The following is a 24,336-nucleotide window of genomic DNA, read 5'->3' as shown; positions in this document are numbered from 1 at the left end:
GCTATTCCTGGTCCCGAGCTGGAGGGCGGATCATCAACACGTTCGAGATCCCACCTTGGTTTACACAGTCTTGAGCAAGGTCGTGGACATGCCAAAAGTAGTCCACGTCAGGCGCGTTGGCGTTCACGGTCATTTCGACGGGCGTGTAGTGGTGCAGCGGGGTAGACACGCCGTCGTAAGTGAAGCCCTGGTTGTCCTTCGTCAGTATCGTCAGCGGGTTACCACCCGTCCACACGATCCCCACTCGTACGTCGTACTCGTCATTGCCGGTCGCCTCTGCAGTAGTTCTGATGAGCGCCATGAGGTCTGCGATCGCGCACTCGATCGCAGAGGATTCGACCTGCCATCCTTCGAAATGGCCGGCCTGAATGCGATGTGCACCAACTGCGGTCGCCAAAGTGACCGAGCCATCATCGTGGATGCTTGCCCAGGCCTCTTTCCAGATTGTGCGATCGCTCGTGGCCGTGTTTACGGCAACCCAACGTCGCAGCCCTGGGCGCGGGTTGAGTCGGTCGACGCTCTCCAACGGATGAATGCCGCCTCTGCCCGCATATACCAATGCCAGACCCTCGGCCTCGGACAGAACGTCGCGAGCCGCCTCACGGGTCAGCCGATCGCGAAAGCGGGGCATACGTGGATGGGCAACTGCGATCATCCATGAACGGGTGTCGGTGTTTCTTCCCGCGGCCGCTTCGCTGAATAGAGCGTTCAGCACCTCGGTGGCGTGGCGCCGTTCCTCGAAGCGTGCGCGATACATGGCTTCGATCTGGCGTTCCTTCATCCACACGGTGTCGGAGTCGTTGCGGACAGGTGCGGCGAAGTAGTCATTCTTGTAGATGAGATGGGGGCCGTCGAGGCTGGAGGGAACCTCGACGATGACGGTCCGGCTTCCTGGGGCCCCCACACGGTGTACGTTCAGGCCGAACACAGGCGGTGCGATGGCGGTGATCGCCGCGTTGCGCAGGGAACGTTCGTGGGCCTCGTCGAACTTGCCGACATCTACCCGCTCGACTGCCGCTTTCTGGTCCTCACGAACGCCGTAGACGATCAGGCCGCCGCCGCTGTTGGCCATCGCCGCTACGTCCTTCGGGAAGTCAGTCTGCGGAATGCCCTTAGCGGGAGGCAACTCAGACTTCCAGTCCAAGCCATCGGTTTCCGCTACGCCGGCTGCAACTGCTTCGCTCAGTAACTCGTCGGTCAGTGGACCCGGCGCGACTCCGAGAGCACGATGGAGCTCGGTGAAGCTCACGTTTCCTCAAACCCCGACTGATCGAACTTCAGCGTCTGCGCATTTTCCGATACCGTCCGGATCTTGCCCTCGTCGAAACCGCCCGCGTCAATGGCTTCGATCTCGACCTTCACGACGAGCGTCGCGCCAGTGTCACGAAGATGGGCAAGGATTTCCTCGGCGACGTTCTTGAAATCCAGGGCGACCTTGTCGGAACTGAGAGTCTTGACCCCGTAGAAGCGGGTCTTCGGCGGGGGAAACGCGACGTCGACTGGTGGTTTCGTTGTCGTATCCACGGCCGGCGTGGTCTCGTCATCCGGATCTGATGGCGGCTTCACCTCGGTGTCGCGCTGCGTGACTGCGATGTCGGGGCGCACCAGCAGCAGCGAGTCGGTGGCCGCCGGAGCCGCGCTGCTGTCGTCGGGCGTCCACAGACCGATGTAGCGACTCGCCGCTTCATCGAAGCCGGTGGCCAGCGCGAAGGCGTCTGTCTGCCAGATCATTGGCATGTCGATGATGCCTTCGTCGAGCACCCGGCGGTCGCGCAAGCGCGGCATGTACGGATACTGGCTGTAGAGCCGCCATAGCGCTCCGAGGGAGACGTGGCCGTCCTTCCAGATCTGCGGCACCTTGCCGATCGCGAGCCGGATGGTCGCCGCGGCCTGCCCGATCGACAGGTCGCCGTCGTTGCCTAGCCGGCGGGATACCCGTTCTGCCAACGACTCCGACTGCCCCTCGACCTTGGTCTCACGCACGATGAACGGCGCCCCGGCATCGGGTTGGGAAGGCACCAGCGCCCACGTAAATGTCTGCAACAGACGCGATTTCACCGTTCCATCGGCCTGGGACTGACGTTGGGTGGCCTGATTCTTCTGATTCTGCGTCAGATCGAGATCGGCCTCGTTGTCCAGGACATGCGTCCAGCCCAGGTAGTCCCGCACCGCGGAATCAAGCTCCTGCAGGCGCGCCTCGTCGGCGGCCAGGTACACCAGCATGTTGCGGTTGGTCCGGTTAGCGGTACCGCGGTGCTCGGTGGCCTGCTTCGCGAATTTCTTTGCCTCTGAATCAGATCCCCGCTTGTGGGCGACCTTCGGGTGCAGGATCACCAGCCGTGCTTCGTCAGTGTCGGGGATGTCGGCGTTGGTCTCCGGGCACACGTGCACGCCGGCGAAATCACCGCGTATCTTGGCCTGGTTCTGCAGGCGATGCACCATCTCGGCCCACACGTCCTCTTTGTGCAGACACTCGGCCTGGTCTTTGGCGGTGCGGGTGATGTTGGCCTGCAGGTCATACCAGTACTTGCCGGAGCCGGAATAGAAGTACGTGGCGCGGTCACCGAGCTGTGTGAGAGCGGAGTGAAAGTTACCCGGCACATCACCGGGCACTGCGGTGCCGAGGAAGACCCGTTGCGTCTCGATGCCTTTGTGGGCTGACCCGATGGTCGGGGCGGCGCCGAAGAACACCGTCCGGGCCAAGCGTTTGGTCAACGACCGCTGGCCGAAGAGCGGCTTCTCCTTGTCGATGCGTGCTGGCTCTGAATGGGGTCCGTCAACGTCGGCATCGATGATTGTTTTCCACGAGTCGTGGAGGTACTGGGTGAGTTCTTGGTTCACGGTGGCGGTGGCAATCGGGATTGATCCGGGCATGATCAGCGGTGAGGCGTCTTCACCGGTCCAGAGTGCATGGATGACGGTGCTCATCAGCCGCAAGACACCGCGGGTGCGCTGGAAGCGCTCCAGCGACGACCATTCCTCGTAGAGCCGGTCGAACAACTCGGGGTGGATCGGGTACGTGCGTTTGATCCGGTCCTCGTAGGCGGTGTCTCGGGAGTCGCGGGGAAAATCATCGGCGTACTTGCGGTACATGTCGACGTAGGCCCGTGCGGTCGCGCCGATCGCGGCCAGTGCTGCCGCATCCGGTTGCTTGAATAAGCGCTGCCGCACAATCTGATACGCCTCGGTAGACGACGCTGGCCGCCACTGGTCGGCAACACGGCGCACCACATTCTGCAGCCTTTTCAGCGCTTCCAATCCGTGTGCGCCGCCGACCTCTTCGGCGTTGCCCGCGACGACCTCGGAGTCATCGCCGGACTCCGACGCGGGAATGGAGATCACCAGCAGGATCCCAGGAGTGCCCTTGGCGGCCTCGGTCAGTGATTGCGCGAAGGTGAACTGGTCATCGAAAGTTCCGCCCGCCAGGTCATCACGGCCGAGCAGCGACCGCGCATACGCCACCCATTCGTCGATGAGGATGACGGCGGGGGCGTACTTCGCCAGCAGATCGTGCAGCGCCTCACCCGGCGTGGTGCGGTCCGCATCAGCCTTGGCGACGAGCGCGAACGCTTCGGCGCCGCCCAGCTGCCAGGCCAGCTCACCCCAGATCGTGTTGATGCGGGTGCCGTCGTCTTTGGGCGGTGCCCCGGCAGGGCTGAAGTGGTTACCGACGATGGCAACCCGATTGACCTTGTGGCCGGTGTAGCCATTCTTGGTGAGCAGCTCCTGGGTGTCCTGAGGGAACTCTCCGACCGGCAGCCCGGCGGCCACATGCCACAGCGCCAGCATGGAATGGGTCTTGCCGCCGCCGAAGTTCGTTTGCAGGTTGATGACCGGGGGAGCGTTGTCATCGCCGGAGAGGCGGCGCACTGCTCGCCCAACCAGATCGGTCAGGCCTTCGGTGAGGTAGGTGCGGCGGAAAAAATCAACCGGGTCGGCGTAGTCGGCGTCCTGCTCGCCGCCGAAGGCGACCTTGTAGAGGTCGGCGGCGAACTCCGAGGCGGCGAAGTTTCCGGTGGCGACGTCATCGTGCGGCGGCAGAACTTCGCGCCACGGTTTGAGTCCGGCGGACTCGGGATTATCGACGGCGGCTTTGAGGACCTTCTTGTCATCCTTATCGGCGGTGACGCGGCGCAGGTTGAGCCGGATAGCCTGCAGCTCGGCGGCTTCGTCGGAGGCGTTGATCAGTCTGAGTAGTCGCTCGCCGGTGTCGAGGGCTCGGTAAGCGTCGTCGTCGGTGAAAGTTCCGTTGTGCGCCCAGGTGTTCCGTATCTCGCGCAGTTCGATGGCGAACGATTCACCGGCCTTGCCCAGCGTCTTGTTGAAGGGATACCAGCCCTTCCTGAATCCCGAGGTGATGTTCGACTCGGTCAGGATGCGGAACTGCACTTGGGGGTCGTGAGCGCTGTAGGTTTTCGTGCTGGATGCCCCGTCTTTGGCCTGCACGAGTTTCGGCCAGGCCGCGCCGACTGCTGGGTCGCCCTGCCCAATCACCAAGGAGATGAAGTCATCCAGCGGTGGCGCGATGATCTCGAACATCTTGTTGATGCGGTCGCGATTGCTCAGTGCCATGTCAGTCTGTGTCTTCCTCGAAATCGAATGAGCCCTGGGAGGTTGTCGGCATTTCCGACCGTGCGGCGTCAATGATCTCCGGCCAGCTGGTGACCAGGCTGTTGAAGCTCAATGCGTCCTTGGTCCAGCCGTTGGCCTCGGCGACCCGGAACAGCAGGTGCGCGAGCTCCTTGACGAGGTCGGCGTCAACCGCACCGTCCGGGCGCGACAGCGCGGTGCGCAAGAAGTCGCCAGCCGGGGTGATGCCATCACCTTCCAGACGCTGGATGAGATGGTGCAGCGCTTCCCAGTTGCTGGTGTGGAGGTCGGCGAGAACGTCGTAGTCGGCGCTCAAGTCCGACGGCTTGATGAGGTGCACCTTGCCAGCTCGGCTGGAGAGGATCCCGCCGCGATCCATCGCATCAACCGTGGTGTTGCGCGCGTTGGCAAGGTTGTTGGCATCGCCGAAAGCGCCAGTACCATAACCATGTTGGCGATACCAGGCAATCGCGAACCGGCTGGTGGCGTCGAAATCGCCCTCCTGCTCATTGAGCACCTGGTCAAGGATCTCGTTAATCCGCGCCAACGCCGATCGAACCGACATCTTCGATCCGTCCGGTTCCAATACACCCGAATATCGGGAGAACACCGCCATACCCGGACCAATCGCAGCCTGAGGCAGATCGACTGGCGCAATCGCCCCCTGCTGCAAGTCCTTAAGCGCCACAGGCAGCTCAGCCTTGAGAGTCTCGACAAACTGGCGGCGGTCAGTTGGCGGCGCGTCCGCGGGGCGGGGGCGCAGTGCCAATACGATGGACGAGGCAAGCGCATTCTTTCCCGCGCCGATCATTCGGTTGCCGAGCTCGCTCCGTATCGGCCACGTCGCAGTGACTTCCCAGCCCGAGTGAATCATGCCCTCTAACAGCGTTTCCCAGCCGGTAGACGCCTCACCGGAATCAGTCATTTCTGACTGTTTGAACGCGTAGTAGACAGTGATTGGGAAATCTGGCAGCGCAGACTTGCGTGCGCGGCGGAACACCTCTCGGAATCCGTTCTCGAAGAATTCGTGTGCGCCGTCTTTGCCGCCGTGGCGGTAAGGGTTAGCGACGAGTTCCTCTGCCTTTGGCACGAGCATTGTGCTCAATAGCCGTGGGTGGACCGAGCGTAGCGAGCGGCGTAGCCAGACGTAAAAGTAATCTGACAGGTCCGAGTAGCCGATGTTGTCGTAGTAGGGCGGATCGGTGGAGATCAGTAAGCCGGACAAACGACAGTCGTTGGCGGACGCTTGTTGCACAGCGCCGCGTAGACCACCTGTGCACCTATCCAGCACACGGCTGACCCACGCAAGATCCTCGGTGAAGTCGCCGCCGGAACCACCCCACGGGGTCGACTCGGCATAGTCCCAACTCATGGGAAGCGCTTGGCGTGCAAAGACGCTTCGAACCGCCTCCATCTTTGTGCTTGAATCCCATGAGCAGATTGTGCTTGCCTTGTTGGTCATACGGCTGATGGCGAAACCCAGATATGTTGCGACAGCGTCAGCATAGGAGGCAGCATCCGCGCCGCCGGCTTCGAGGCGATTGCCTTCTGACATACCTGCGGCGAGGGCGTTAGCCAGCACGCGTTCGTGGGCTTCACCAACAAGGTCGCTGAACGTGGTGAGTGCGGTGAGTTGCCGCGCCGTAAACAGGTCGGCGAATGTAGTCATACCGTAGTTCGGCGTTTTGAAATCGCGTGGATTGTTGGGCAGGTCTCCACCTGGCACGTTATCTGGCCGCGGAACCTGTGCAGCTGCTTCGTGTTCGGGTGTTGGTTCCAGATAGATGCGGGTTCGGTTGCCTTCAGCGACGATAGCCATGAGTTGCGAGCCCATGCGTCCGGCCCGGCCCTCGGCGCGGATATATTTCAGCTCAACGGCCGATCCGCAGCCGATGCAAGTTGCGCCAGTGCGGCCCACAGTGCCATCGGTATGAACGGTGGGTGCGTCCTTGGGGTCGCGGCCAATGCTGAATTGCACCTTGCCGTCAACTACGGATGGGACGACATACGCTTCCTTTCCCTTCTTCTTACCGAGCCACCAGGAGCGCACGAGCGGCATGGCGATACCGCAAGCAGGGTTGGGGCAGGTAACGGTGCGGGCCCAGATCCACGCGATCACTGTTGCCCGCGACCCGTCGGGCAGTGTGGCTTTCGGGTAAAGGTGCCCTATGCGCTTCTCGGCTTCGTCGCGCATCCATTGCCCGTAGCGGCGCACATCTTCGGCCAGTCCGGTGGCCCGCGGCCACGGATGGGCGAGCTGGTCCTTGGCGACATCCGGAGACACCGGCGGTTGCCCGGAGAACTTCGGCGGAATCTCGATCAGTGCTTTATTGATCAGTACCGCAACGGGATTCAGATCGGACGCGTGGGCTTCGAGTCCGAGGCGCTGAGCTTCGAGCGGGATAGTACCGCCGCCGGCGAACGGGTCGAGGATCGGTGGGGGATTGCCGTCGGTGGATTTAAGTATCTCGGCGTGCGCCTCGGCGAGCAGCTTCCCATCCTGGATGTTTTCCCACACGACGAGGCGCTCGATGAGCTTGTGCAGCCGCTCGCGTTCCTTGCGCTGTAGTTCTTCGGTGGGGAACTCTTCGGGATGTGATGAGGGATCGTCGACGAGTTGAGCGAACAGCACCGCGCGGGCGGCGGCGAGTGGTCGTCGCGCCCACCATAGGTGCAGTGTGGACGGGTGGCCGTGGCGGATCGACTTTTCACGGGCGGACTCCCGGTTGATCGCCTCCAGTGGCAGCGCCACCTCGATCAGCTTGCGTTTCTGGACCACGTCGACCCTTCTAACTAGCTCTCGGGCATGTCCACATGGCGCCGCAGCGCCATTCTTGTCGAATAGATCTATCGGGACTGCATGACAAAACCCCAGGCGTCGCGCAGGTTCGCCCCGCTGTGCATGCGAGTATCTGGCCATGGTGGCGGTCGAGACGGCGTTCAGGCGGGCGCGCGAACATTCCGTGCAACATATGGCGGCGTGTGGGCGAGCACACCTGCGGTGGGGTGAAACGGCGGTCAGCGAGATCGTGATGTCCCGCGCCGCCACAGCGGTGAGCGTGGTGCCGTTTACCCAGCGTGCCGAAGCCCTCAGTGGTGCCGACTGGGTCTGGTGGTGGGTGGACTCCACGTCGGCTTACGGGATGCTGGTGCAGGCGAAGCGCCTGATCATGCACCAGGGCAGGTGGTGCTTCGACTTCGGATATCGCGGCGGTGCAGGCAGTCAGCACGCGAATCTGAGGTCGACGGCCGCGAGCCTCGACCTCATACCGGTGTACGCGCTCTACTTGGGCACAGGCGACTATCGGAACTGGGAGCCGTGCCCCGACAACCACCGAGGTCGGCTCTGCCCCTCGTGCGTGAAGCGGTCTATTTCCCTGATGCCTGCGCTGTTGGCTGACGCGGCGATCGTCAACGATTCCGCGATCACGTACGAACGTTCGGTTGCGCTCGAAGATCTGTGGTTGCCGAGTTCGACACGGGCGTTGCTCATCCCGACGCTGACGAAGCAGATAGACCCGGAGCTCGTAGACTTTCTCCTGCGCCCGCAGAAGGGTGCTCGGGCGGTGGCGAGATCGACGATAGATCGTGTGCTCAGGGTGCGCGCGGGACAGTTCAGTGCAGTTTCGCTCTCTGATCCGAGCATGATGGCCGACGGCGGGCATGACCAGCTCGGACCCGTGTTTCCGAACCTGCCCTCCGACACCGGTCACTGGGGTGTGCCTTACTTCAATCACGCGCTCGATCCGCTGCGTCACGTCCCACCCGACTATATACTCGAAATCGAATCTGACGAATTCGATGCCGACGAGATGGCGTCGACCATGCCAGAGGATGTGGCAGGTGTCGTCGTTGTGCGGCTGCCTCAGAATGGTTGAGCCCCCTTTGCCCACATTTTCGCCCAATCCCCGCGGATACCGGTTGAGTCGAAATCGCCCAGATCTGTTGTTGCGAAAGGATTATCGAGGTAGCAGACCTCGTCGTACTGCGGCCCACGCGGGTCGACAGTCACCAGCGCGAGTCGGTAACGAGGCACCGCGTTCTTACCGACCATCACTTCGTTGTGGGTGACGAAGAAGTCCTTCGCGCCGTCGATGCGCGCCTTGACTTCGATGCGGTACGTGTCACCGTTCGGTGCGTGCGACAGGATGTCGAATCCCTTGTTGTTGAAAGGCTGCTCCACCGGGGTGCGGCCAAGCTCTCGCTCGCGAGTGAGTACCAAGTCCACGCCTCGACGTTCGACTTCCTTGGTTTCCTTGGCATGGATCGGTGCCGTCGAAGGCAGGTCTGCTTCGAGCATCCCTATCGGCAAGACGAGCGCCGCAGTGAGGATGCGCGGCGGCTTCGTCGACATCAGCGCCTGCTGATCGACAATCGCCAACCGTCTGCGCATCCGCGCATCAAGCTCGACCGCTTTTCGGTTGAGGCTCTCCGCGGACTCCTTGGGCTTGTCGCCGGCTTGTTCCTTCTCGGCGGCAACCGCCGCATCGAGGAGCAGTCGATCTCGTTCGTGCTCAAGGCGTTTCGTGACCAGTTCGCGGGTCTTGGCCAACTCTGCGGAGCGTCGGGGCTGCACCTCGGCCAGGTATTCGGGGAGCTGGTTGGCGATAATCCAACTGATCGCCCGATCCTCGGCCTCAGCCAGCCACGGCAGCTGCCGCGATGCCGTCACCGCCGGCACCTCGGGTGCGGCCACGCAGTCAAGGTAGGGCGCCGGGCCGGCAGCACTCACAGTGCCCATGCTGTCGACGTAGGCGTACCCGAACCGGCGTGACACCGTGGCCCCGGTCGCGTCGGCAACCTCCTCGATGACACCGACCAGCAGGTGCGGTTCCTCCAGCGTGGACGACACCAACACGGCGCCGCTGTTGAGGACACTGCCGTGGCGGCGGATCGCCTCGTCCATCACCGCGTCATGCAGCGGATGTCCGGGGGCGAGCAGATCAGCCCGGACCAGCCCGTCGGGCAGGACGTGGTCGAGGTCGAACGTGACTCGATCGTATTTGGTGGCGATCGGCCCGAACTTGCCGGACCGGATCTGTGCCGGAACGTTGGCGATCTCGTAGCGGCCCTGTTCACGTTTGGCGATGCGCCCGCCTAACCGGGTGAAGGCGGCCTTGAAGGCCAACTCGATGTAGTGCGGCTGCAGGCGGCGGGCTCGGGCCTCGTCCATCGCCGCGCGCAGCTTCTCCAGGTCGGCTTCGGCGAGATGCTCCGATGCCAGGGAACGTTCTTCGAGAAGTTCTTTCAGCCCTTCGGACACCTGGCCGTCGATGACCTCGTGCATCTTGGCCTTCACCTCGGGCTGATCGCCGTAGCGAATGGCGTGCAGCAGCAGATCCCGCAGCGACGTCTCGGCGAAAACTTCACCGAGGACATCGAACACCTTGCCGCCATATGCTTTTCGCTGTTCCTCGACCTTCAGCAGTAGCTGTACGAACACGTCGCCTTCGCGGGTGTTGCTCGCGACCAGGTTCCACAGTCGGCAGACTTCCTCTTGGCCGATGCGGTGGATGCGGCCGAAGCGTTGCTCGATGCGGTTCGGATTCCACGGCAGGTCGTAGTTGACCATCAGGTGCGCGGCCTGAAGGTTCAGACCTTCACCGGCGGCGTCGGTGGCCAGCAGGATCTGGCAGCCACGGTTCTTGGTGAACTCCTCGGTGATCACGCGGCGTTCCAGCCGGCGAACACCACCGTGAATGGCCTGCACCGCATCCGGTTTGCCCAGCAGCGACCGAATCCGGACGGCCAGGTAGTCCAGGGTGTCGCGGTGCTCGGTGAAGATGATGAACTTGCGCGGTACTCCGTCCTTGTCAGTGGTCAGCGCGTTGTCCTGCAGAATTTTGGACAGTTCGGTCCATTTGCGGTCGGTGCCGGCGTCGCGGACCTGCTTGGCGACCTTGATCAGCTCTGCCAGTTCGAGTAGCTCTCCGTCGAGTTCTTCGACCGTCTGGGCCGCGGTGGCGGCGTCGAGCAACTCTTCCTCGATGTCCTCGATTTCCTCGGCGTTGTATTCGTCAGCATCCAGTGCGCTGACATCGATGCTGGGCTCCTTCTCCACGTAGGTGCCGTTGAGGATCTCCTGTTTCTTGCGTTCCAGCCGCTCGCTGCGGCGGACCAGGCTGCGGTAGATGGCTTCCGGGCTGGAGGCCAGGCGGCGCTGCAACACGGTCAGGGCGAACCCGACAGTGTTCTTGCGTTTGCCGCCGATCTTGTCGGCGCGGTTCATGCCCTCGCGTACATAGGCGGTGACCTGTTCGTAGAGGTCGTATTCCAACGCCGTCAACTCATAGGGCACGGTCTCGGCGATCCGCTCCGGGAACAACTTTTTGCCCTCGAAGGTGAGCAGTTCCTCCTTGACCATGCGGCGCATGATGTCCTTGGTGTAGGCCGCCTTCTTCTGCTTGCCCTCGAAGCGATCGCGATCCAGCAGGGTCAGGAACAGTTGGAAGTCCTCTTCCTTGCCGGAATGCGGCGTGGCCGTCATCAACAGCAGGTGGCGAGTGATCGAGCCGAGCAGCTCGCCGAGCAGGAAGCGCTTCGTCTTCTCCAGCTTGGCGCCGAAGTAGTGGGCACCCATCCGGTGCGCCTCGTCGACGATCACCAGGTCCCACTCGGTGTCCTTGAGCTGGGCTTGGAGTTCCTCGTTGCGGGACAGCTGGTCCATGCGGGCGATCAGCAGCGGGTTGGTCTCGAAGACGTTGAGGTTCACGTTGGCGTCGATCAGCTGATTGGTCAGCAGGTCGAAGCGCAGCCCGAACTTGAAGAACAGCTCGTCCTGCCACTGCTCCACCAGTCCGCCTGGCGCGACGATCAGACACTGCTTGACGTCGTCGCGGAGAATCAGCTCCTTGATGTAGAGACCAGCCATGATCGTCTTACCGGCGCCCGGATCGTCGGCGAGCAGGAACCGCAGAGGGGTGCGGGGGAGTAGCTCGCCGTAGACCGCGCGAATCTGGTGGGGGAGGGGACGTACGTCGCTGGTGGCCACGGCGAGCATCGGGTCGAACAGACCGGCCAGCTGGATGCGCTGGGCCTCGGCGACGAGTTTGAAGTCTGCGGCTGGGGCGTCGAAGGCTCGGCTGCCTGTCGCGGCGATGTTGAGGCTGTCTTGATCCTTACGGAAGACAACCTGCTGGCCGAGCGCCCCGGCGGCCGTCTTGTAGGTGAGTTCAAGCGCGTCCGTGCCATGCCACTGTGCAGCGACGACGGTGACCACCGCGGCAGGGATCAACCCGTCGACACGCAGCCCCGGCTTGAGTTCCTCAAGCAGCACGTTCGCCTCCCATCTCGACAGCCAAACTACGGTAGTCGAAGGGGCCGACAGGAACGATGTCGTTTGCCGGTTTCCTGGTTTGTTGCTCGTTGACAGGTCCCAGGGCTAGGTCTATCGGACGGTGTCCATCTCCACGATGCCGCCGAAGCCGAGTTCGTCGACCGCGTGGATCACCTCGCTCGACGGGATGCCGCGATAGAAGGGTGCGGCGTTCGGTCCGGTTCCGGTCGATGGTGCTTCTGCAGAATCCTCGACCACGAGACCTATCACACGGCCATCCTGCGCAACGATCGGACCGCCACTGTTGCCCGGCCGCGCGATGGCCGAGTACAGGAAGATCTTCTGGCGGTTGGGATGGTCGTGGTGGCCGGGTTGACCACCTCGCCGGGCTGCACCGTGATTGCCATCTCCGCAGTCATCGGCACCCGCGGGTAACCGAACACGTAGACCTCATCGGCCCAGTCGGGATCACGGAACGCCAGGCCGCCAAGCCGCGGGATGTACTTGCCTTCGGGCATCTCGAATTTGATCACCGCGACGTCGAGCGTGGGGTGTGGATGAGCGGTGGCCGAGAAGTTCACCAGCTCGGCTTCATCGTGGTTGCGTGCCGGGTAGACGGACAGACCTGAGCTGGTGCCCGCGAGTCCGGTCACAACATGTTTGTTGGTGATGACGTGATTGTGGTCGACGACCAGGCCGGTCCCCCAGCTGTCGACCGGGTTACCGTCCTTATCGTGACCGGCGAGTTGAACGGTCACGGCGTTGTAGCTCGGGATGATGAGCTCGGCACCGAAGACGTCGGACAGCCATAGGTTGCCGCCGCGCTGTCCCTTCGATATCGCGCCCTGCGAGATGTACTGCTGGCCCATGATTGGCAATCGCGGGTTCCAGCCGAGTGGCAGAAGAAGCCCGGCGCGTTCCATCGAGCTGAGGATGCGGTGGAGTGTGACGGCCTCGCCTGCGGCGGGCAGGCCGAGGGTGTGCAGGTACTTGGAGAAGTCGGCGACCGACCACGGCTCGAAGGGCACGGTCTTGGGCGGGCCGCTATCCGGGTCGGCCGGTGGTGGTTCGGGTTTGCCGATCTCCGCCGCAACTTCAGGGTTGTGGACCAAACCGAAGAACTGGTGAGCACACATCGCCACGTTTACGCGCCACGCAGGAGTGCCCGGCTTTAGGTCGGCAGGTGTGAGCTGACGTGGCGACGTGGATTTGTCGTCGCCTGTGCCAACCTCTGTCATAGTCCATCGATGCTAGCGGTGGTGGGTACGGTCACCGTGATCCGACATGCTGAGTCCGTGTTCGCTTCGAGCAGACAGGGCAGGGTAGCGGGGCAGCCGTGAGGGTGTTAGCGGCCTTCGGCACGAGCTCGGGCGGCGCCGCGGATTGCGATGAGGAACGGTGCGTCTTCTTTTTGGACCGAGGGCGCCAGTTGGTCGTAGGGGCGGACTGATTCGTGGTCCGGTTCGGTGCGAGACATCCACGCCGACCAGGCGTCGTGCACATCGGATGCCTGCGTGGCTTCGCCCTTGGCACGCATAAGCACGGCGTAGAGGATGAATAGGTCATCAGCATCCCCGGGTACGCCGGTGCCAGTGGGCAGGTAGCTCCGGATCAGTTCAGCGTCGGCGTCGAGGTAACTCATGCCAGCAGTCTGCCGACCAGTAGGACGATGTACAGCAGTCCGAAGACGATTGGCACAATGCGCTCGACGCCACCCAATTCGCGGAAGGCCTTGCCGAGCCGCGCGCGGCGGGTGGTCTCCTCGTCGTCGGGCATCAGCTCTGTCCACTCGTCGGAATAGGGCCTGACCGGCAGATGCGCTGCTTCTATCTGGTTGATCACTGTGAACTTGGCGGTGTTCAGCCTGCGGTAGACGCGTAACAGGAGCCACCAGCACACCGAGACGGCGACACCGGCCAGGCACACGGCGGTGAACCGCACCGTGGAGTCCGGCTGCGTCGTGGATAGGCCCACCACTGCGACCAGTGTGGTGTTCACCGTGAGGAAGAAGGCATTGGCCACTGCGCGCCGGGCCGAGACACGGTCAGCCATCTCGACGGCCAGCTTGTAGATGTCCAGGACCCGCGGGTCAGGCAGTGCTTCGGTTGGTTCGCTCACCGTGCGCCGTTCACAAGTTTCTTGAGGTTCTCCCAGGTCCAGTCGTACATCTTGTCGGTCGCCCTCGCCGTCGTCGGGCGGGTCGAGCCTTCCTTGTATCCGGCGAGGAGGAAGTAGTCCACGCCCTCCGCCTGGGTGATGCCGAGCTCAACGCCAACACCAGTCGCAAGGTGGGTGTACTTGCCGCATAGGACGATCACCAACCCGCTCGCACGGATGCGGCGTCGGGCCTCTTCACGCCATGTCGGTGAGGCCGTCTTGATGGACCAGTCGTGCACCTCGAACGGCGAGTCGGGATTCTTCGACTGGCCGATCAGCAGGTCTTTCAACCGTGCGTCGTTGTCGTAGTCGAAGCTGATGAAGGCTCGTTGAACCACGCTGTGTGCCACCCTTGACTGGAGGTCCTCCCGGCGTCGCGGCCGGCTTACCGGAAGACACTGCCAGAGGCCCCCGACAGGTGCGGGCGTCTCGTCGCCGCTTTGTTTCAGCGACCCTATCGGTTTAGGTGCCCAGAGCGAACCGCAGTTTCTGCTCAGCCAGCGTCAGACGGCTGCCGCGGTTCGTCTCTGCGTTGCAATGCCTGAGTCGCACTTCCGAAGCGCTCGCCCAACCGGCGACGGGCGGCGCGTCGGCGTCTGCGGTTGCATATGGTCTCCGCCGGCGATACTCGGTCAGCTGCCGCGATTACCATCGCCAGGACACTTTGGTTGTACTGATCGGCGAGCACCCTGATGCCTTCAACGTAGTGCTCTATCTCCTCGGGGCTCTGCATATCGGGCGCGTCAACTCTCGCAGCCATCGTGCGGCGCAAGCTGTTGAGCGCGACGTAGGCAGCCCCCATCGCTTCCCAACACGGCGCGTCGACAATGGTCAACCTTTCAATCTGGAGTGCCCGTTCGGCGTCGAGGGTCGCTTTACCCAACGCTGCGGCGGTGGCCCAAAGCTGCCCTACGAGCTGGCCGCTAGGAAGTACGTCCTGGCGAATGTGCTGGATCATTTCGGCCTGGGCGTCCGCGATTCGAGCTCGCGCAGCATGAGTTCGTGGGTCGCGGCGACGATGTCGCCGATAGCTTGGCGCTGCGGAGCGCGGTAAGCGTCGAGGGTGCGCCGCCGTTCACGAACCCAGGTGAGCCCATACGTCACCGCAGCACCGAAAACGCCCCCGCCGACGTACGGCAGAGCAGCTGAGAGCCACGTCATCAGCTGCGAGCCTAGCGACTCATGCGACGGTTGATGCTCGGCCTCGGCGAGACGGCCGAGCCCCCGCTCGTTGATTCAACGAGCTAGCCCGGTGCCGTTTGACCGTGCCCACAGCGTGCAGGTCAGTGTCGCCGGGTGTTTTCCGCCAGCAGCGGCAGCAGGATCTCGGCAACCTCGGTCATGTTGTACCGTGTCGTCAGCAACCTGAGGATCTGCTCCGGGGTCTGCGGCGGGTTGGCTCGGCGATTCGACATCTCTCGCAACGCACGCACTCCGGCTTGCGGGTGCGCCGACACTGTGTTGGCGGCGAACTGATGTGGGTGCACGGTCTCGATATCGGCCTCCACGAGCACGCTTGCCGTACTGAACCCGGCACGCCGATCGTCAGTGACGATGGCGTCGGCTCTGCCGATGATCGCGGCGTGGGCGACGTGGCCGTCATCGGGATCGTTGAGCCCGTAGCTGTACCCCCGGTCCTTGGGGGCTTGGACCTCCGAGCCTGGAAACGCCTGCTTCAGCTGATCGAAAAGGTGCTGACGGCGACTGGCGCTATCGGTGATCCCGCGCTTGTCGTGGAGGCCGGCCAGTACGTAGTCCAGCTCGAAGAGGATCCCAGACCCCCACACGGGCGCGTACGCCTCCTCGGTGGCCAGCTGCAACAGGAAGTCGCGCTGAAGGCTCGGCACAAGGGCACAGGTGTCGAGGACAGCGCGATACACGTGGGCGAGTCTTTCAGACGCCGCGGACGGTCAACGCTTGCGTTTCGCCTCGGCGAGTAACTCGGCGACCTCGTCGGCGTCGGCGTCGGCGAACTCCGCCGAGCTCTCGGTGATGAACCGGTTGCGCCGGGCGTGAAGCTCCTCGCGGTAAGCAAGGACATCAGCAAGCCGCAGCTTGCGCCGGATTGCACCGGGCACGTGCGCGCGCAACTCTCCGTTCTCGATGAGGCGAACCACCGTGGGGCGGCTCAGGCCGAGGATCTCGGCGGCCTGCTGGGTGGAGATTTCCTGGTCGCGGGTCAGGATGCTGATCGACTGGCCGTGGCTGAGGGCGTGGGCGGCACGCTTGAGGACCTCGTGAAGCTGTTCGGTTAGTTCGACGCGGTCGTGTTCGCTCGCACCAGACAGGAAGAAAGCAGGCTCAGGAGAGGTCCCATGACGGGCTTCGTGCGCCTCGATGAAGCTCAGGACATCGGCAAGCCCATTGGCATCGGCCGGAACCGGGCTGACAATGTCCGCGGAGTCGGTGCTCATGGGTCTCACTTCCTTTCATCTCATCTCACCGCTGGAACTCGACCAAGAGTAGCAGAGTTACGAAAGTTACGAAAGGATGAGATGTCGGGCGTTGGCCGGTCGGCCTGCAACGCAGCGGCAAGCTGCACGGCAAATTCCGGTCCGTTGTTCACGAGTGCGTACCCGCCGGCCAGCCCACCTTGGTCGCAGAGCACTCGTCGTCGTCGCACTCGCCGGTGTTTCACCACATCGGTTTGGCGGTCGACGCGCGGAACCAGGCGGGAGGCCGTGCGTGGCACTACAGCGGTGGGGAAGCGGCTGTCGGAGTCGCCGTACACCGCTTGGCTGCGCGACCACCGCCGCACGATCCGACGCGCGGTCAGGTACGCATCCTGTGCAACCTCAGCGACGGCAATCGCTTTCTTGAGTCCGTACACGCCCCAGAACCGGCCTGGACCTCGTCCCGGCTGTCGCCAAAGCTCCGGCACTGCGTGTTGATATTCCTTGTCGCCGTGCATGTTTGGTGATGAGTGCTTGGTGAAGTAGATCGCCAGCCGTTTGGGATCGCAGGCCTTCAGCCCGTTCCGTACGTCGATGGCAGTGCCGGCAAGCCGGTGCCGCGCCTTATGCTCGGCGTCGGGATGGTCGACAACCTGAGCCCACGTCTCGGACAGCCACTGCGCGAAGCCGCGACCCGAGCGGCCGGGCGAGATCGGGGGAGCCATCCACAGGTGAATATGGGGCGCACCACGGCGCTGAAACTCCAGCTTCCAGATATAGCGTGCCGGTTCGCCGTACTCTCGTTGAAACCGTTTGCGCCACAACACCATATGCCGCTTCACGCTGGCGCCGTCTGGAGCGACGGTTTCCCAGTCGCCGGGGTAGGTGAGGGTGACCATGGCGGGCACGCGACCGGAGTCCACCAATGGGCTGTAATCGAGTTCGGCGAAGGTGCGGCACATCGACGAACGAGACTTTCGGGACCACTCAGTGATGACACTGCCAGTACCAGACTGGTCGCTTCCCGTAGGACTCCGTCGTGTCAAAGACGCGACGGCCCGATCACCGTGCCCGGCCTCGCATTCGAGGTCATTCCGGACATGGAACTTCGCATCGTCAACGTCACGTTGGTGATGACCAACGGCGCGTTCGGCGGCCTTCTCTACACGAACAGGATTGGTCCAACTGAGTCGCACGACCCCAGGCCCAACGGTGATGCGAAACCGTCCGGATTCAGGTTCAACACCGCGACGCCCAGAACCACAGGCCCACGACGCCGCGGGCTCGAACAGTGCCGCGGCTGCGGTGACCATCTCGGGACTCGGAAACCGCAACCCCAATGCGTCGATCGCCCGCAGCTCGCCGGTCGCGATCCCGTCGCCAACCGACTCGCGGACATTTTCGGCACATATAACAAGCCCGCCGGCCGCGGCCGGGTTGAGGCCGGGTGCCTCGGTTGACGTCCGGCCGACCGCTGGCGCTCTCCCGCCCTGCGGCCTGGCGGCCTCGGGCGCTCGCGACGTCCCGTCCACCGCGGCACCCGCGGAACCGAGCCCGAATGGCGGGACATCAGGTGCCGATGAGCCGCCCGCCGGTGATGTCGAGTCGGTGGCTTGGTTTGCGAATCTGGGCATCGGGATGCCTGCTCCCCGGAGCCCCGAGGCTGCCCACAACGCAAGCGGCAGCGCCGAAGCTCCTGGTCAGGAGCGCAAGCACCGTGTCCGGTTTATGTCCGTTCGCCGGACAGCCCTGATGCGTCAGCCCAGCTCAATGCGGCGCATACGACGCACAGAAATCAAATAACCCGCAGGTCAGTGGCTATCCCGTCCGCCTGAAAAGCGGAAGGTCGGCGGTTCGATCCCGCCCCTGGCCACCGGGACGAACTTCACCGCCGGTGAGCGAGATGCCGGCGCAGCTACTTGAGCATGCTGCCGGCGTCGACGGTGACCGGAAGACCTGTGATGTAACGCGATTCGTCGGAGGCCAGGAACAGCACGGCGTTGCTGATGTCCACCGGCTCCACCCAGCCGACCGGCAGCACATGCATGAACTGCGCGGCGACCTTCAGGTCGTCCGGGCCGGGGTTCTTCAGGTCCGGCCGGAACAGCCTCATCGTCCCCTCGTTCATGAACATCGGTGTGTTCACGTTGGTGGGGTGCACGGAATTCACCCGGATGAAGTGCTGGCCGAGCTCGACGGCGAACGTCCGCATCAACCCGACGACACCGTGTTTGGCGGCGATGTAGTGGCCGGTGTGCGGGTAGGCCTTGAGTCCGCCGACCGAGCTGGTCAAGATGATCGATCCACCTTGCCCTTGCGAAATCAGATGCGGCACACCGGCTTTGACCGTCTTCCAGACACCGGAAAGGTTGACGTCGATCATGTCTCGCCAGTCGTCTTCGCTGGTTTTGTCCAGGGTCTGGCCGCCGTTGCCGATTCCGGCGTTGGCGCAGATGATGTCCAGCCGTCCGAGCTGTTCGACGCCGCTGTCCACCGCCGCTTTCAGCGCGTCGTAGTCACGGACGTCGACCTCGGCGGTCACGATGCGCCGATCGAGCCCCTTGATGAGGTCGGCCGTCTCGGCCAGGTCGTCCGGCGTCGAGGGCGGGATCTGGCTGTTGCTGCTGATCGGGGCGCAGATGTCGACGGCGATGATGTCGGCGCCCTCCTGCGCCAGCCGTACCGCGTGACTGCGACCCTGACCCCGCGCCGCCCCGGTGATGAACGCGACCTTGCCCTCGACTCTTCCGCCCATGATTGTCCTCACTGATTTCAGAGGCCGGGATGACGATGGCCCGGCGCGCACCTGTTGGTCGACGAGAAATTATTTGTCGATCGATCAGGAGGGTGGCACCGTTTGGCCACAGTGTCAACAGATGCCGGTGCTAGCCGCTGGTGGTCGACGCGGTCGCGGGTGCGGTGAGCCGACTCAGCTGGCGTTGCACGAATGCACGCAATTCGTCGTGTCCCTGGGTGACACCGACGGCCTTCTCGTTGCACAGGCTGCGCGCGGCCTGCGCGATCAGCATGGAGATCGCGACCGGGGGATACTCCTCGAGGTCGATGCCGTTGGCGCGCAGCACCATGGTCGCCGCCGCGGTCTCAATGTCGCGGACCCGCTCCGCGTAGCCCTTGAGTTCGGCGCCAATTGCCTTGCGGTGGTTGGCCAACGCCATGAACTCGGCATTCAGCGCGGTCAGCGCCGTGTCGCTGTTCATCAGCCACAGCGCTTGCAGCGGATCGTCCTCGGTCAGTAGCGCCCGCATCCGGGTCAGCGCGCTCTCGGCCCCCGCCCGCAGCACCTCCACGAAAAGGTCGTCCATCGTCGGGAAGTAGTAATAGACCAGCGCCTGCTTGACGCCCGCCTCGGCGGCCACCCGCCGCGACGTCGCCGCGGCATAGCCTTCTTCGCGCATCAGCCGGGCGGTGGCCTCGATCAATTTGGTGCGCGCTCCCGCGTCGGTATTCCGCCGGGAGCGCCGGGTGGCCGTGCCCGTTTTGCTTGACCGGCCTGCGCGGTCCGTGGTAGGCATACCGCATCCTAGCAATTTGGTCGATCGATCAGTATCGCAGGCGGTTCGGAGGGTGAAGGGGGTCAAGACATGCGCGTTCGGGTGGATCCGCGGCTGTGTGAGGCCCATGCCCTGTGCGTGGAGATCGCCCCGGAGGTTTTCCGGCTGGACGACGACACGGCGAGCTGCGCGGACGACCCGGCCGAATCGTTGCGCCACAGCGTGCAGGCGGCGGTGGCGGCTTGTCCACGCCAAGCCATCAGCGTGCTGACCGAACAACCGCCGTACGCGCCCGACGAAGGAAATTGAGCTCATGACCGATCTCGCCCAGGTCGACTACTTCACCGACGCCGACGTCGCCCAGGATCCCTATGACTACTGGGATTATCTGCGCGAGCAGGGGCCGGTGTTCCGTGAGCCGCATTACGGCGTGGTGGCCGTCACGGGCTACCAGGAAGTCCAGGCCGCGTTCAAAGACGTCGAATCCTTCTCCGCGGTCAACGCGATCGGCGGCCCGTTCCCGCCGCTGCCGTTCACCCCGGAAGGTGACGACATCAGCGAACTGATCGAGGCGCATCGCCACGAGTTCCCGATCTTCGAGCACATGGTGGTCATGGACCCACCCGAGCACGACAAGGCGCGGTCGCTGCTCGGTCGCCTGCTCACGCCGCGCCGACTGCAGGAAAACAAGGATTACATCTGGCAATTGGCCGACCGGCAGTTCGACGAGTTCATCGCCAACGGCTACTGCGAGTTCCTCAGCGAGTACGCCAAGCCGTTCGCGACACTGGCCATCGCCGACCTGCTGGGGGTGCCCGACGAGGACCGGCCACAGATCCGCCGCAATCTGGGCGCCGGTAACGCGCCGGGCGCCCGGGTGGGCGCGCTGGATCACGAACCGGTGGGCAGCAACCCGCTGCAGTACCTCGACGACCTGTTCAGCGGCTACATCGCCGACCGGCGCGAGCGTCCCCGCGACGACGTGCTGACCGGCCTGGCGACCGCCACCTATCCCGACGGCTCCACCCCGCCGTTGTTGGAGGTGGTCAGACCGGCCACCTTCTTGTTCGCCGCCGGGCAGGAGACGGTGACCAAGCTGCTCAGCGCCGCCGTGCAGGTGCTCGGCGACCAGCCGGAGCTGCAGGCGCAGCTACGCGCCGACCGCGGCCTGATCGGCCCGTTCATTGAAGAAGCGCTTCGGATGCAAAGCCCGACCAAGGTCGATTTCCGGCTGGCGCGCAAGACGACCACCCTGGGCGGGGTGCACATCCCGGCCGGCACGGTCATCATGCTGTGTCTCGGGGCGGCCAACCGCGACCCGCGAAAATTCGAGAGCCCCAACGAGTTTCGTATCGACCGGAAGAATGTCCGCGAACACATCGCCTTCGGCCGCGGGATCCACACCTGCGCCGGCGCGCCGCTGGCCCGGGTCGAGGGCCAGATCACCATCAACCGGCTGCTGGACCGCACCAGCGAGCTCAGGATCAATGAGGCCAAGCACGGGCCGGCGTCCAGCCGCCAATACCGCTACGACTCGACGTTCTTGCTGCGGGGGCTGACCGAGCTGCACATCGAGTTCACCCAGGCCGGCTGACGGCGCCTGCGAATTCGCCCGGCAGCTGAGCCCGGTCGTCGCACACCACGACAATTCCCTTGTAGCACAACGGTTTTAGAGACGACGCGCGGTATCCGCCCCTTCGCGCCGGAGGGCGGGTAGGGTGGTGGCAACGGCGAGGAACGGATTCCATGGCAATACAGAACTGGTGCGACGCGGTCGAGATTCACCCATCGCAGATACGGGTCGGCGACATCATCGGCACGCGGCGTCCCACCGAATTGCGGCTGACGGTCCGGATGATCAGCGGTCCGCAGAGCGGTCCGGGTCAGTGGACATTTTTCAGTCGAGACGACAACGGTCAGCAGCGAACCAGTACGTTCGGAGAAGGCGAATTGGTCCGCAGGTACGCCAAGGCGTCCTGACGCCCGGGCGCTTCAAGCCGATCAGCGCCGTTGATTTGTGGATCCGCCGGCGTCGGGCCGATCGGAAAACGTCGGGTACTCGACGGGTTTCGCGGAGGTTTCCCCCGACGCGACATACTTCGGCTCCTCGGGGTGGGAAAACAGGTTCGACTGGTCCATGGTTGTCCTTCCGGATGAAGAGTTCGGCCGATACGCATCGCTGCTTGGCGTCGGACGACGATCGAATCGCACGGCGCTCTGATTCGTGGTTCGTCGGCGATTCGCGGTGACCGTAAGAATGCGGTTCCACTCCACTCTACAGGCAGCCCGAGCCGCGCCTGGCGCGTCGGGTCAGACGGAGCCCGGGCGTGGCCGCAGTCCAGGTGCACAGCTAATGAATCGGCAAGTGAGGCAACTATTTTCAATATATGGTCGGTCTCATGCTACCCTGAACCCGCACGGATGTGATTGGTACATCCGCATTTGATGAGAGAAGTAAGTAAATGGCACAGGGAACTGTGAAATGGTTCAACGGTGAAAAGGGCTTCGGCTTCATCACCCCTGACGACGGCACGAAGGACCTCTTCGTCCACTACTCCGAGATCCAGGGAAGCGGCTATCGCTCGCTCGACGAGAACCAGCGTGTTCAGTTCGACGTTGAGCAGGGAGCCAAGGGACCCCAGGCGGTAGGAGTCAGCACCGTCTGAGAACGTCACAAACGTCACGGTGGGGCTGGTGCGATTGACTTCGCACCAGCCCCACTGGTTTTTCCGACCTCTGAACGGTCGGTGGCGACAACACCCGGCGGCTGACCCCGGCGCGGCCGACCAACCGGGATAATGACCGCATGCGTCTCGCGTGGGTGCTGCGACTGACGATTGCGGCGTCGTTGGTCGCGGCGGGCGGGACGCGTACCGCCGAGGCCAGCCCGGATGTCCCGCCGGTCAGCGAGGCCGCGAAAGCGGCCGGCTTCGTGGACATCCGCAGCGTCATTCCCGATGCGGTGCTCGACCTGCGCTATGCGACGTCCAACAATTTCACCCATACGCAGCTGTATCCCTCCGACGCCAGATGCCTTGTGCACCAATCGATGGCTCCCGGCCTTGCCGCGGCCGCCGGTGCGCTGCGCCCACAGGGTCACCTGCTGGTGTTCTGGGACTGCTATCGCCCGCATGACGTCCAGGTAAAGATGTTCAGCCTGGTCCCCAACCCCGCCTGGGTGGCCCGCCCGGGCGCGTATGCCCGCAGCCACGAGTCGGGGCGTTCGGTGGACGTGACCTTCACGACGGCACAGCAGGCTTGCTCGTCCGGGTTGCACGCCGGCGGGCTGTGTCTGGCCGACATGGGCACTGACTTCGACGACTTCACCTCGAGGGCAACGGCTTTCAACACGCAGGGCATCAGTGCCGACGCGGTGGCGAACCGGGCCGCGCTGCGCAACGCCATGAATTACGGCGGATTGACGGTGTACTCGGGGGAGTGGTGGCATTTCGACGGCCCGGGGGCCGGTGTGGACCAACCGATCCTCAACGTCCCCGTCGACTAGGTGTCTCATATCCCGAGACGAGAGTTTCATTATATGGCGCGCCGTCGGTAGCCTGGCCGAACAAGGACGCGCGAGCCGAGGGGCCACAGTGAACGACCAACATCGAGCGACGTATACGCACGGGCACCACGAGTCGGTGCTGCGCAGTCACCGGCGGCGTACCGCCGAGGACTCCGCGGGTTACCTGCTGGCGCACCTGACACCGGGCCTGTCGGTGCTCGACGTCGGTTGCGGTCCCGGCACCATCACCGCCGACCTGGCCGCGCGGGTCGCGCCCGGGCAGGTCACCGCCGTCGACCAGGCGGCGGACGTCCTGGAAGTGGCCCGCGCCGAAGCCGAGCAACGGAATCTGTCCAACGTCTCGTTCGGCACCGCCGACGTGCACCGTCTCGACTTCGCCGATGATACGTTCGATGTCGTCCACGCCCATCAGGTGCTCCAGCACCTGTCCGATCCGGTCGCCGCCCTGCGCGAGATGCGGCGCGTGTGCAGGCCGGGCGGCATCGTGGCGGTGCGCGACGCCGACTACGCGGGGTTCATCTGGTATCCCGAACTGCCGGCGCTCGACCTGTGGCGAGACCTCTACCGACGGGTCGCGCGCGCCAACCGCGGCGAACCGGACGCCGGCCGGCGGCTGCTGTCCTGGGCGCGGCAGGCGGGCTTCGACGACATCACGCCCACCGGCAGCCTGTGGTGCTATGCGACACCCGAGACGCGCGACTGGTGGGGCGGAATGTGGGCCGACCGCATCCTGCATTCCACCGTGGCCCGCGACTTGGTGAGCCTCGGGCTGGCCGCCCGCGAGCAGCTCGAGGAGATCTCCGCCGCCTGGCGAGAATGGGCCGCCGCCCCGGATGGCTGGATCGCCATCCCGCACGGCGAAATCATCTGCCGCGCATAGGC

The 24,336-nt window shown here is 64.0% G+C and carries 21 protein-coding genes, 1 tRNA gene and 1 pseudogene; 9 read left to right on the top strand and 14 right to left on the bottom strand.

Annotated elements, in window-relative coordinates; genetic code table 11:
- Window position 1: 1 nt before the first annotated feature.
- The 3 genes from MAA44156_RS17125 to MAA44156_RS17115 are packed head-to-tail and all read right to left on the bottom strand — an operon-like array spanning window position 2 to window position 7,369.
- Window positions 2-1,249, bottom strand: coding sequence for an AlbA family DNA-binding domain-containing protein (locus MAA44156_RS17125; RefSeq protein ID WP_009974959.1), 1,248 nt, complete (start codon window positions 1,247-1,249; stop codon window positions 2-4).
- Window positions 1,246-4,572 carry a DUF499 family protein gene (locus MAA44156_RS17120; protein ID WP_009974960.1) on the bottom strand — a complete coding sequence of 1,109 codons (3,327 nt, stop codon included), beginning with the start codon at window positions 4,570-4,572 and terminating at the stop codon, window positions 1,246-1,248. Before MAA44156_RS17120 ends, MAA44156_RS17125 begins: the two co-directional genes overlap by 4 nt.
- 1 nt (window position 4,573) lies before the next feature.
- Window positions 4,574-7,369, bottom strand: a complete 2,796-nt coding sequence (locus MAA44156_RS17115) for a DUF1156 domain-containing protein (RefSeq protein ID WP_029248375.1) — start codon at window positions 7,367-7,369, stop codon at window positions 4,574-4,576.
- Window positions 7,370-7,508: 139 nt separating this feature from the next.
- Between MAA44156_RS17115 and MAA44156_RS17110 the strand changes: the two genes are divergently transcribed.
- Window positions 7,509-8,468, top strand: a complete 960-nt coding sequence (locus tag MAA44156_RS17110; protein ID WP_009974963.1) for a DUF6615 family protein — start codon at window positions 7,509-7,511, stop codon at window positions 8,466-8,468.
- Here the strand turns inward: MAA44156_RS17110 and MAA44156_RS17105 are convergent.
- From MAA44156_RS17105 to MAA44156_RS17085, 6 genes and pseudogenes are all read right to left on the bottom strand, one after another.
- Window positions 8,456-11,866 carry a DUF8742 domain-containing protein gene (locus MAA44156_RS17105; RefSeq protein WP_009974964.1) on the bottom strand — a complete coding sequence of 1,137 codons (3,411 nt, stop codon included), beginning with the start codon at window positions 11,864-11,866 and terminating at the stop codon, window positions 8,456-8,458. The genes MAA44156_RS17110 and MAA44156_RS17105 overlap by 13 nt on opposite strands.
- Window positions 11,867-11,977: 111 nt before the next feature.
- Complete coding sequence (locus MAA44156_RS23800; RefSeq protein WP_394818182.1) at window positions 11,978-12,136, bottom strand: hypothetical protein; 159 nt, start codon at window positions 12,134-12,136, stop codon at window positions 11,978-11,980.
- 51 nt (window positions 12,137-12,187) lie between these two features.
- Window positions 12,188-12,735 (bottom strand): annotated as a pseudogene (locus tag MAA44156_RS23795) (trypsin-like peptidase domain-containing protein); the annotation flags it as partial.
- A gap of 476 nt (window positions 12,736-13,211) precedes the next feature.
- Complete coding sequence (locus tag MAA44156_RS17095) at window positions 13,212-13,508, bottom strand: DUF7701 domain-containing protein (RefSeq protein ID WP_009974965.1); 297 nt, start codon at window positions 13,506-13,508, stop codon at window positions 13,212-13,214.
- On the bottom strand, window positions 13,505-13,984 hold the full coding sequence (locus MAA44156_RS17090; protein WP_009974966.1) for a RipA family octameric membrane protein: 480 nt from the start codon (window positions 13,982-13,984) through the stop codon (window positions 13,505-13,507). Before MAA44156_RS17090 ends, MAA44156_RS17095 begins: the two co-directional genes overlap by 4 nt.
- The gene (locus MAA44156_RS17085) at window positions 13,981-14,361 is read right to left on the bottom strand and encodes a TIR domain-containing protein (RefSeq protein ID WP_029248376.1); all 381 of its coding nucleotides are present in this window, start codon (window positions 14,359-14,361) and stop codon (window positions 13,981-13,983) included. Before MAA44156_RS17085 ends, MAA44156_RS17090 begins: the two co-directional genes overlap by 4 nt.
- Window positions 14,362-14,687: 326 nt before the next feature.
- Here MAA44156_RS17085 and MAA44156_RS23350 point away from each other — a divergent pair, with 326 nt between their 5' ends.
- Entirely contained in the window at window positions 14,688-15,077 is a 390-nt protein-coding gene (locus MAA44156_RS23350) for a hypothetical protein (protein ID WP_134799948.1), read from the top strand.
- 229 nt (window positions 15,078-15,306) lie between these two features.
- On the opposite strand, the gene MAA44156_RS17075 is transcribed toward MAA44156_RS23350, so the two are convergent.
- The 3 genes from MAA44156_RS17075 to MAA44156_RS23630 are packed head-to-tail and all read right to left on the bottom strand — an operon-like array spanning window position 15,307 to window position 17,378.
- Complete coding sequence (locus MAA44156_RS17075) at window positions 15,307-15,903, bottom strand: PIN domain-containing protein (protein WP_009974970.1); 597 nt, start codon at window positions 15,901-15,903, stop codon at window positions 15,307-15,309.
- 30 nt (window positions 15,904-15,933) lie between these two features.
- Window positions 15,934-16,437, bottom strand: coding sequence for an excisionase family DNA-binding protein (locus tag MAA44156_RS17070; RefSeq protein WP_009974971.1), 504 nt, complete (start codon window positions 16,435-16,437; stop codon window positions 15,934-15,936).
- A 20-nt stretch (window positions 16,438-16,457) separates the two neighbouring features.
- Window positions 16,458-17,378 (bottom strand): rolling circle replication-associated protein, encoded by a 921-nt coding sequence (locus tag MAA44156_RS23630; protein ID WP_227974632.1) that lies wholly within the window; start codon window positions 17,376-17,378, stop codon window positions 16,458-16,460.
- Between the two features lie 846 nt (window positions 17,379-18,224).
- Between MAA44156_RS23630 and MAA44156_RS17060 the strand changes: the two genes are divergently transcribed.
- A tRNA-Phe gene (locus MAA44156_RS17060) sits at window positions 18,225-18,289 on the top strand.
- Window positions 18,290-18,331: 42 nt separating this feature from the next.
- On the opposite strand, the gene MAA44156_RS17055 is transcribed toward MAA44156_RS17060, so the two are convergent.
- Window positions 18,332-19,171: a mycofactocin-coupled SDR family oxidoreductase gene (locus MAA44156_RS17055; RefSeq protein WP_009974972.1), complete on the bottom strand. Its 840-nt coding sequence runs from the start codon at window positions 19,169-19,171 to the stop codon at window positions 18,332-18,334.
- A gap of 130 nt (window positions 19,172-19,301) precedes the next feature.
- The gene (locus MAA44156_RS17050) at window positions 19,302-19,856 is read right to left on the bottom strand and encodes a TetR/AcrR family transcriptional regulator (protein ID WP_009974973.1); all 555 of its coding nucleotides are present in this window, start codon (window positions 19,854-19,856) and stop codon (window positions 19,302-19,304) included.
- A gap of 162 nt (window positions 19,857-20,018) precedes the next feature.
- On the opposite strand from MAA44156_RS17050, the gene MAA44156_RS17045 reads away from it, so the two are divergent.
- The 6 genes from MAA44156_RS17045 to MAA44156_RS17020 all read left to right on the top strand — a co-directional run bounded on the left by MAA44156_RS17045 (window position 20,019) and on the right by MAA44156_RS17020 (window position 24,334).
- Window positions 20,019-20,237, top strand: a complete 219-nt coding sequence (locus MAA44156_RS17045) for a ferredoxin (RefSeq protein ID WP_003873074.1) — start codon at window positions 20,019-20,021, stop codon at window positions 20,235-20,237.
- Between the two features lie 4 nt (window positions 20,238-20,241).
- Window positions 20,242-21,522, top strand: a complete 1,281-nt coding sequence (locus tag MAA44156_RS17040) for a cytochrome P450 (protein WP_009974974.1) — start codon at window positions 20,242-20,244, stop codon at window positions 21,520-21,522.
- A 152-nt stretch (window positions 21,523-21,674) separates the two neighbouring features.
- Window positions 21,675-21,908, top strand: a complete 234-nt coding sequence (locus MAA44156_RS17035) for a hypothetical protein (RefSeq protein ID WP_009974975.1) — start codon at window positions 21,675-21,677, stop codon at window positions 21,906-21,908.
- A 482-nt stretch (window positions 21,909-22,390) separates the two neighbouring features.
- Window positions 22,391-22,594 (top strand): cold-shock protein, encoded by a 204-nt coding sequence (locus MAA44156_RS17030; protein WP_003873070.1) that lies wholly within the window; start codon window positions 22,391-22,393, stop codon window positions 22,592-22,594.
- 140 nt (window positions 22,595-22,734) lie between these two features.
- Window positions 22,735-23,433 carry a M15 family metallopeptidase gene (locus MAA44156_RS17025; protein ID WP_009974976.1) on the top strand — a complete coding sequence of 233 codons (699 nt, stop codon included), beginning with the start codon at window positions 22,735-22,737 and terminating at the stop codon, window positions 23,431-23,433.
- Between the two features lie 88 nt (window positions 23,434-23,521).
- Window positions 23,522-24,334 carry a methyltransferase domain-containing protein gene (locus tag MAA44156_RS17020; RefSeq protein WP_009974977.1) on the top strand — a complete coding sequence of 271 codons (813 nt, stop codon included), beginning with the start codon at window positions 23,522-23,524 and terminating at the stop codon, window positions 24,332-24,334.
- Window positions 24,335-24,336: the final 2 nt, after the last annotated feature.

It is taken from the genome of Mycobacterium avium subsp. avium, from assembly GCF_009741445.1.
GTDB lineage: Bacteria > Actinomycetota > Actinomycetes > Mycobacteriales > Mycobacteriaceae > Mycobacterium > Mycobacterium avium.
Note: the sequence above shows the minus strand (reverse complement) of the source record. Positions and strands in the feature narration are given on the sequence as shown.

Coding starts and splice junctions, on each gene's coding strand:
- MAA44156_RS17120 (WP_009974960.1), bottom strand. CDS start 4,572: ATGGCACTGAGCAATCGCGACCGCATCAACAAGATGTTCGAGATCATC.
- MAA44156_RS17110 (WP_009974963.1), top strand. CDS start 7,509: ATGGTGGCGGTCGAGACGGCGTTCAGGCGGGCGCGCGAACATTCCGTG.
- MAA44156_RS17095 (WP_009974965.1), bottom strand. CDS start 13,508: ATGAGTTACCTCGACGCCGACGCTGAACTGATCCGGAGCTACCTGCCC.
- MAA44156_RS17070 (WP_009974971.1), bottom strand. CDS start 16,437: ATGAGCACCGACTCCGCGGACATTGTCAGCCCGGTTCCGGCCGATGCC.
- MAA44156_RS23630 (WP_227974632.1), bottom strand. CDS start 17,378: ATGTGCCGCACCTTCGCCGAACTCGATTACAGCCCATTGGTGGACTCC.
- MAA44156_RS17055 (WP_009974972.1), bottom strand. CDS start 19,171: ATGGGCGGAAGAGTCGAGGGCAAGGTCGCGTTCATCACCGGGGCGGCG.
- MAA44156_RS17045 (WP_003873074.1), top strand. CDS start 20,019: ATGCGCGTTCGGGTGGATCCGCGGCTGTGTGAGGCCCATGCCCTGTGC.
- MAA44156_RS17040 (WP_009974974.1), top strand. CDS start 20,242: ATGACCGATCTCGCCCAGGTCGACTACTTCACCGACGCCGACGTCGCC.
- MAA44156_RS17035 (WP_009974975.1), top strand. CDS start 21,675: ATGGCAATACAGAACTGGTGCGACGCGGTCGAGATTCACCCATCGCAG.
- MAA44156_RS17030 (WP_003873070.1), top strand. CDS start 22,391: ATGGCACAGGGAACTGTGAAATGGTTCAACGGTGAAAAGGGCTTCGGC.
- MAA44156_RS17025 (WP_009974976.1), top strand. CDS start 22,735: ATGCGTCTCGCGTGGGTGCTGCGACTGACGATTGCGGCGTCGTTGGTC.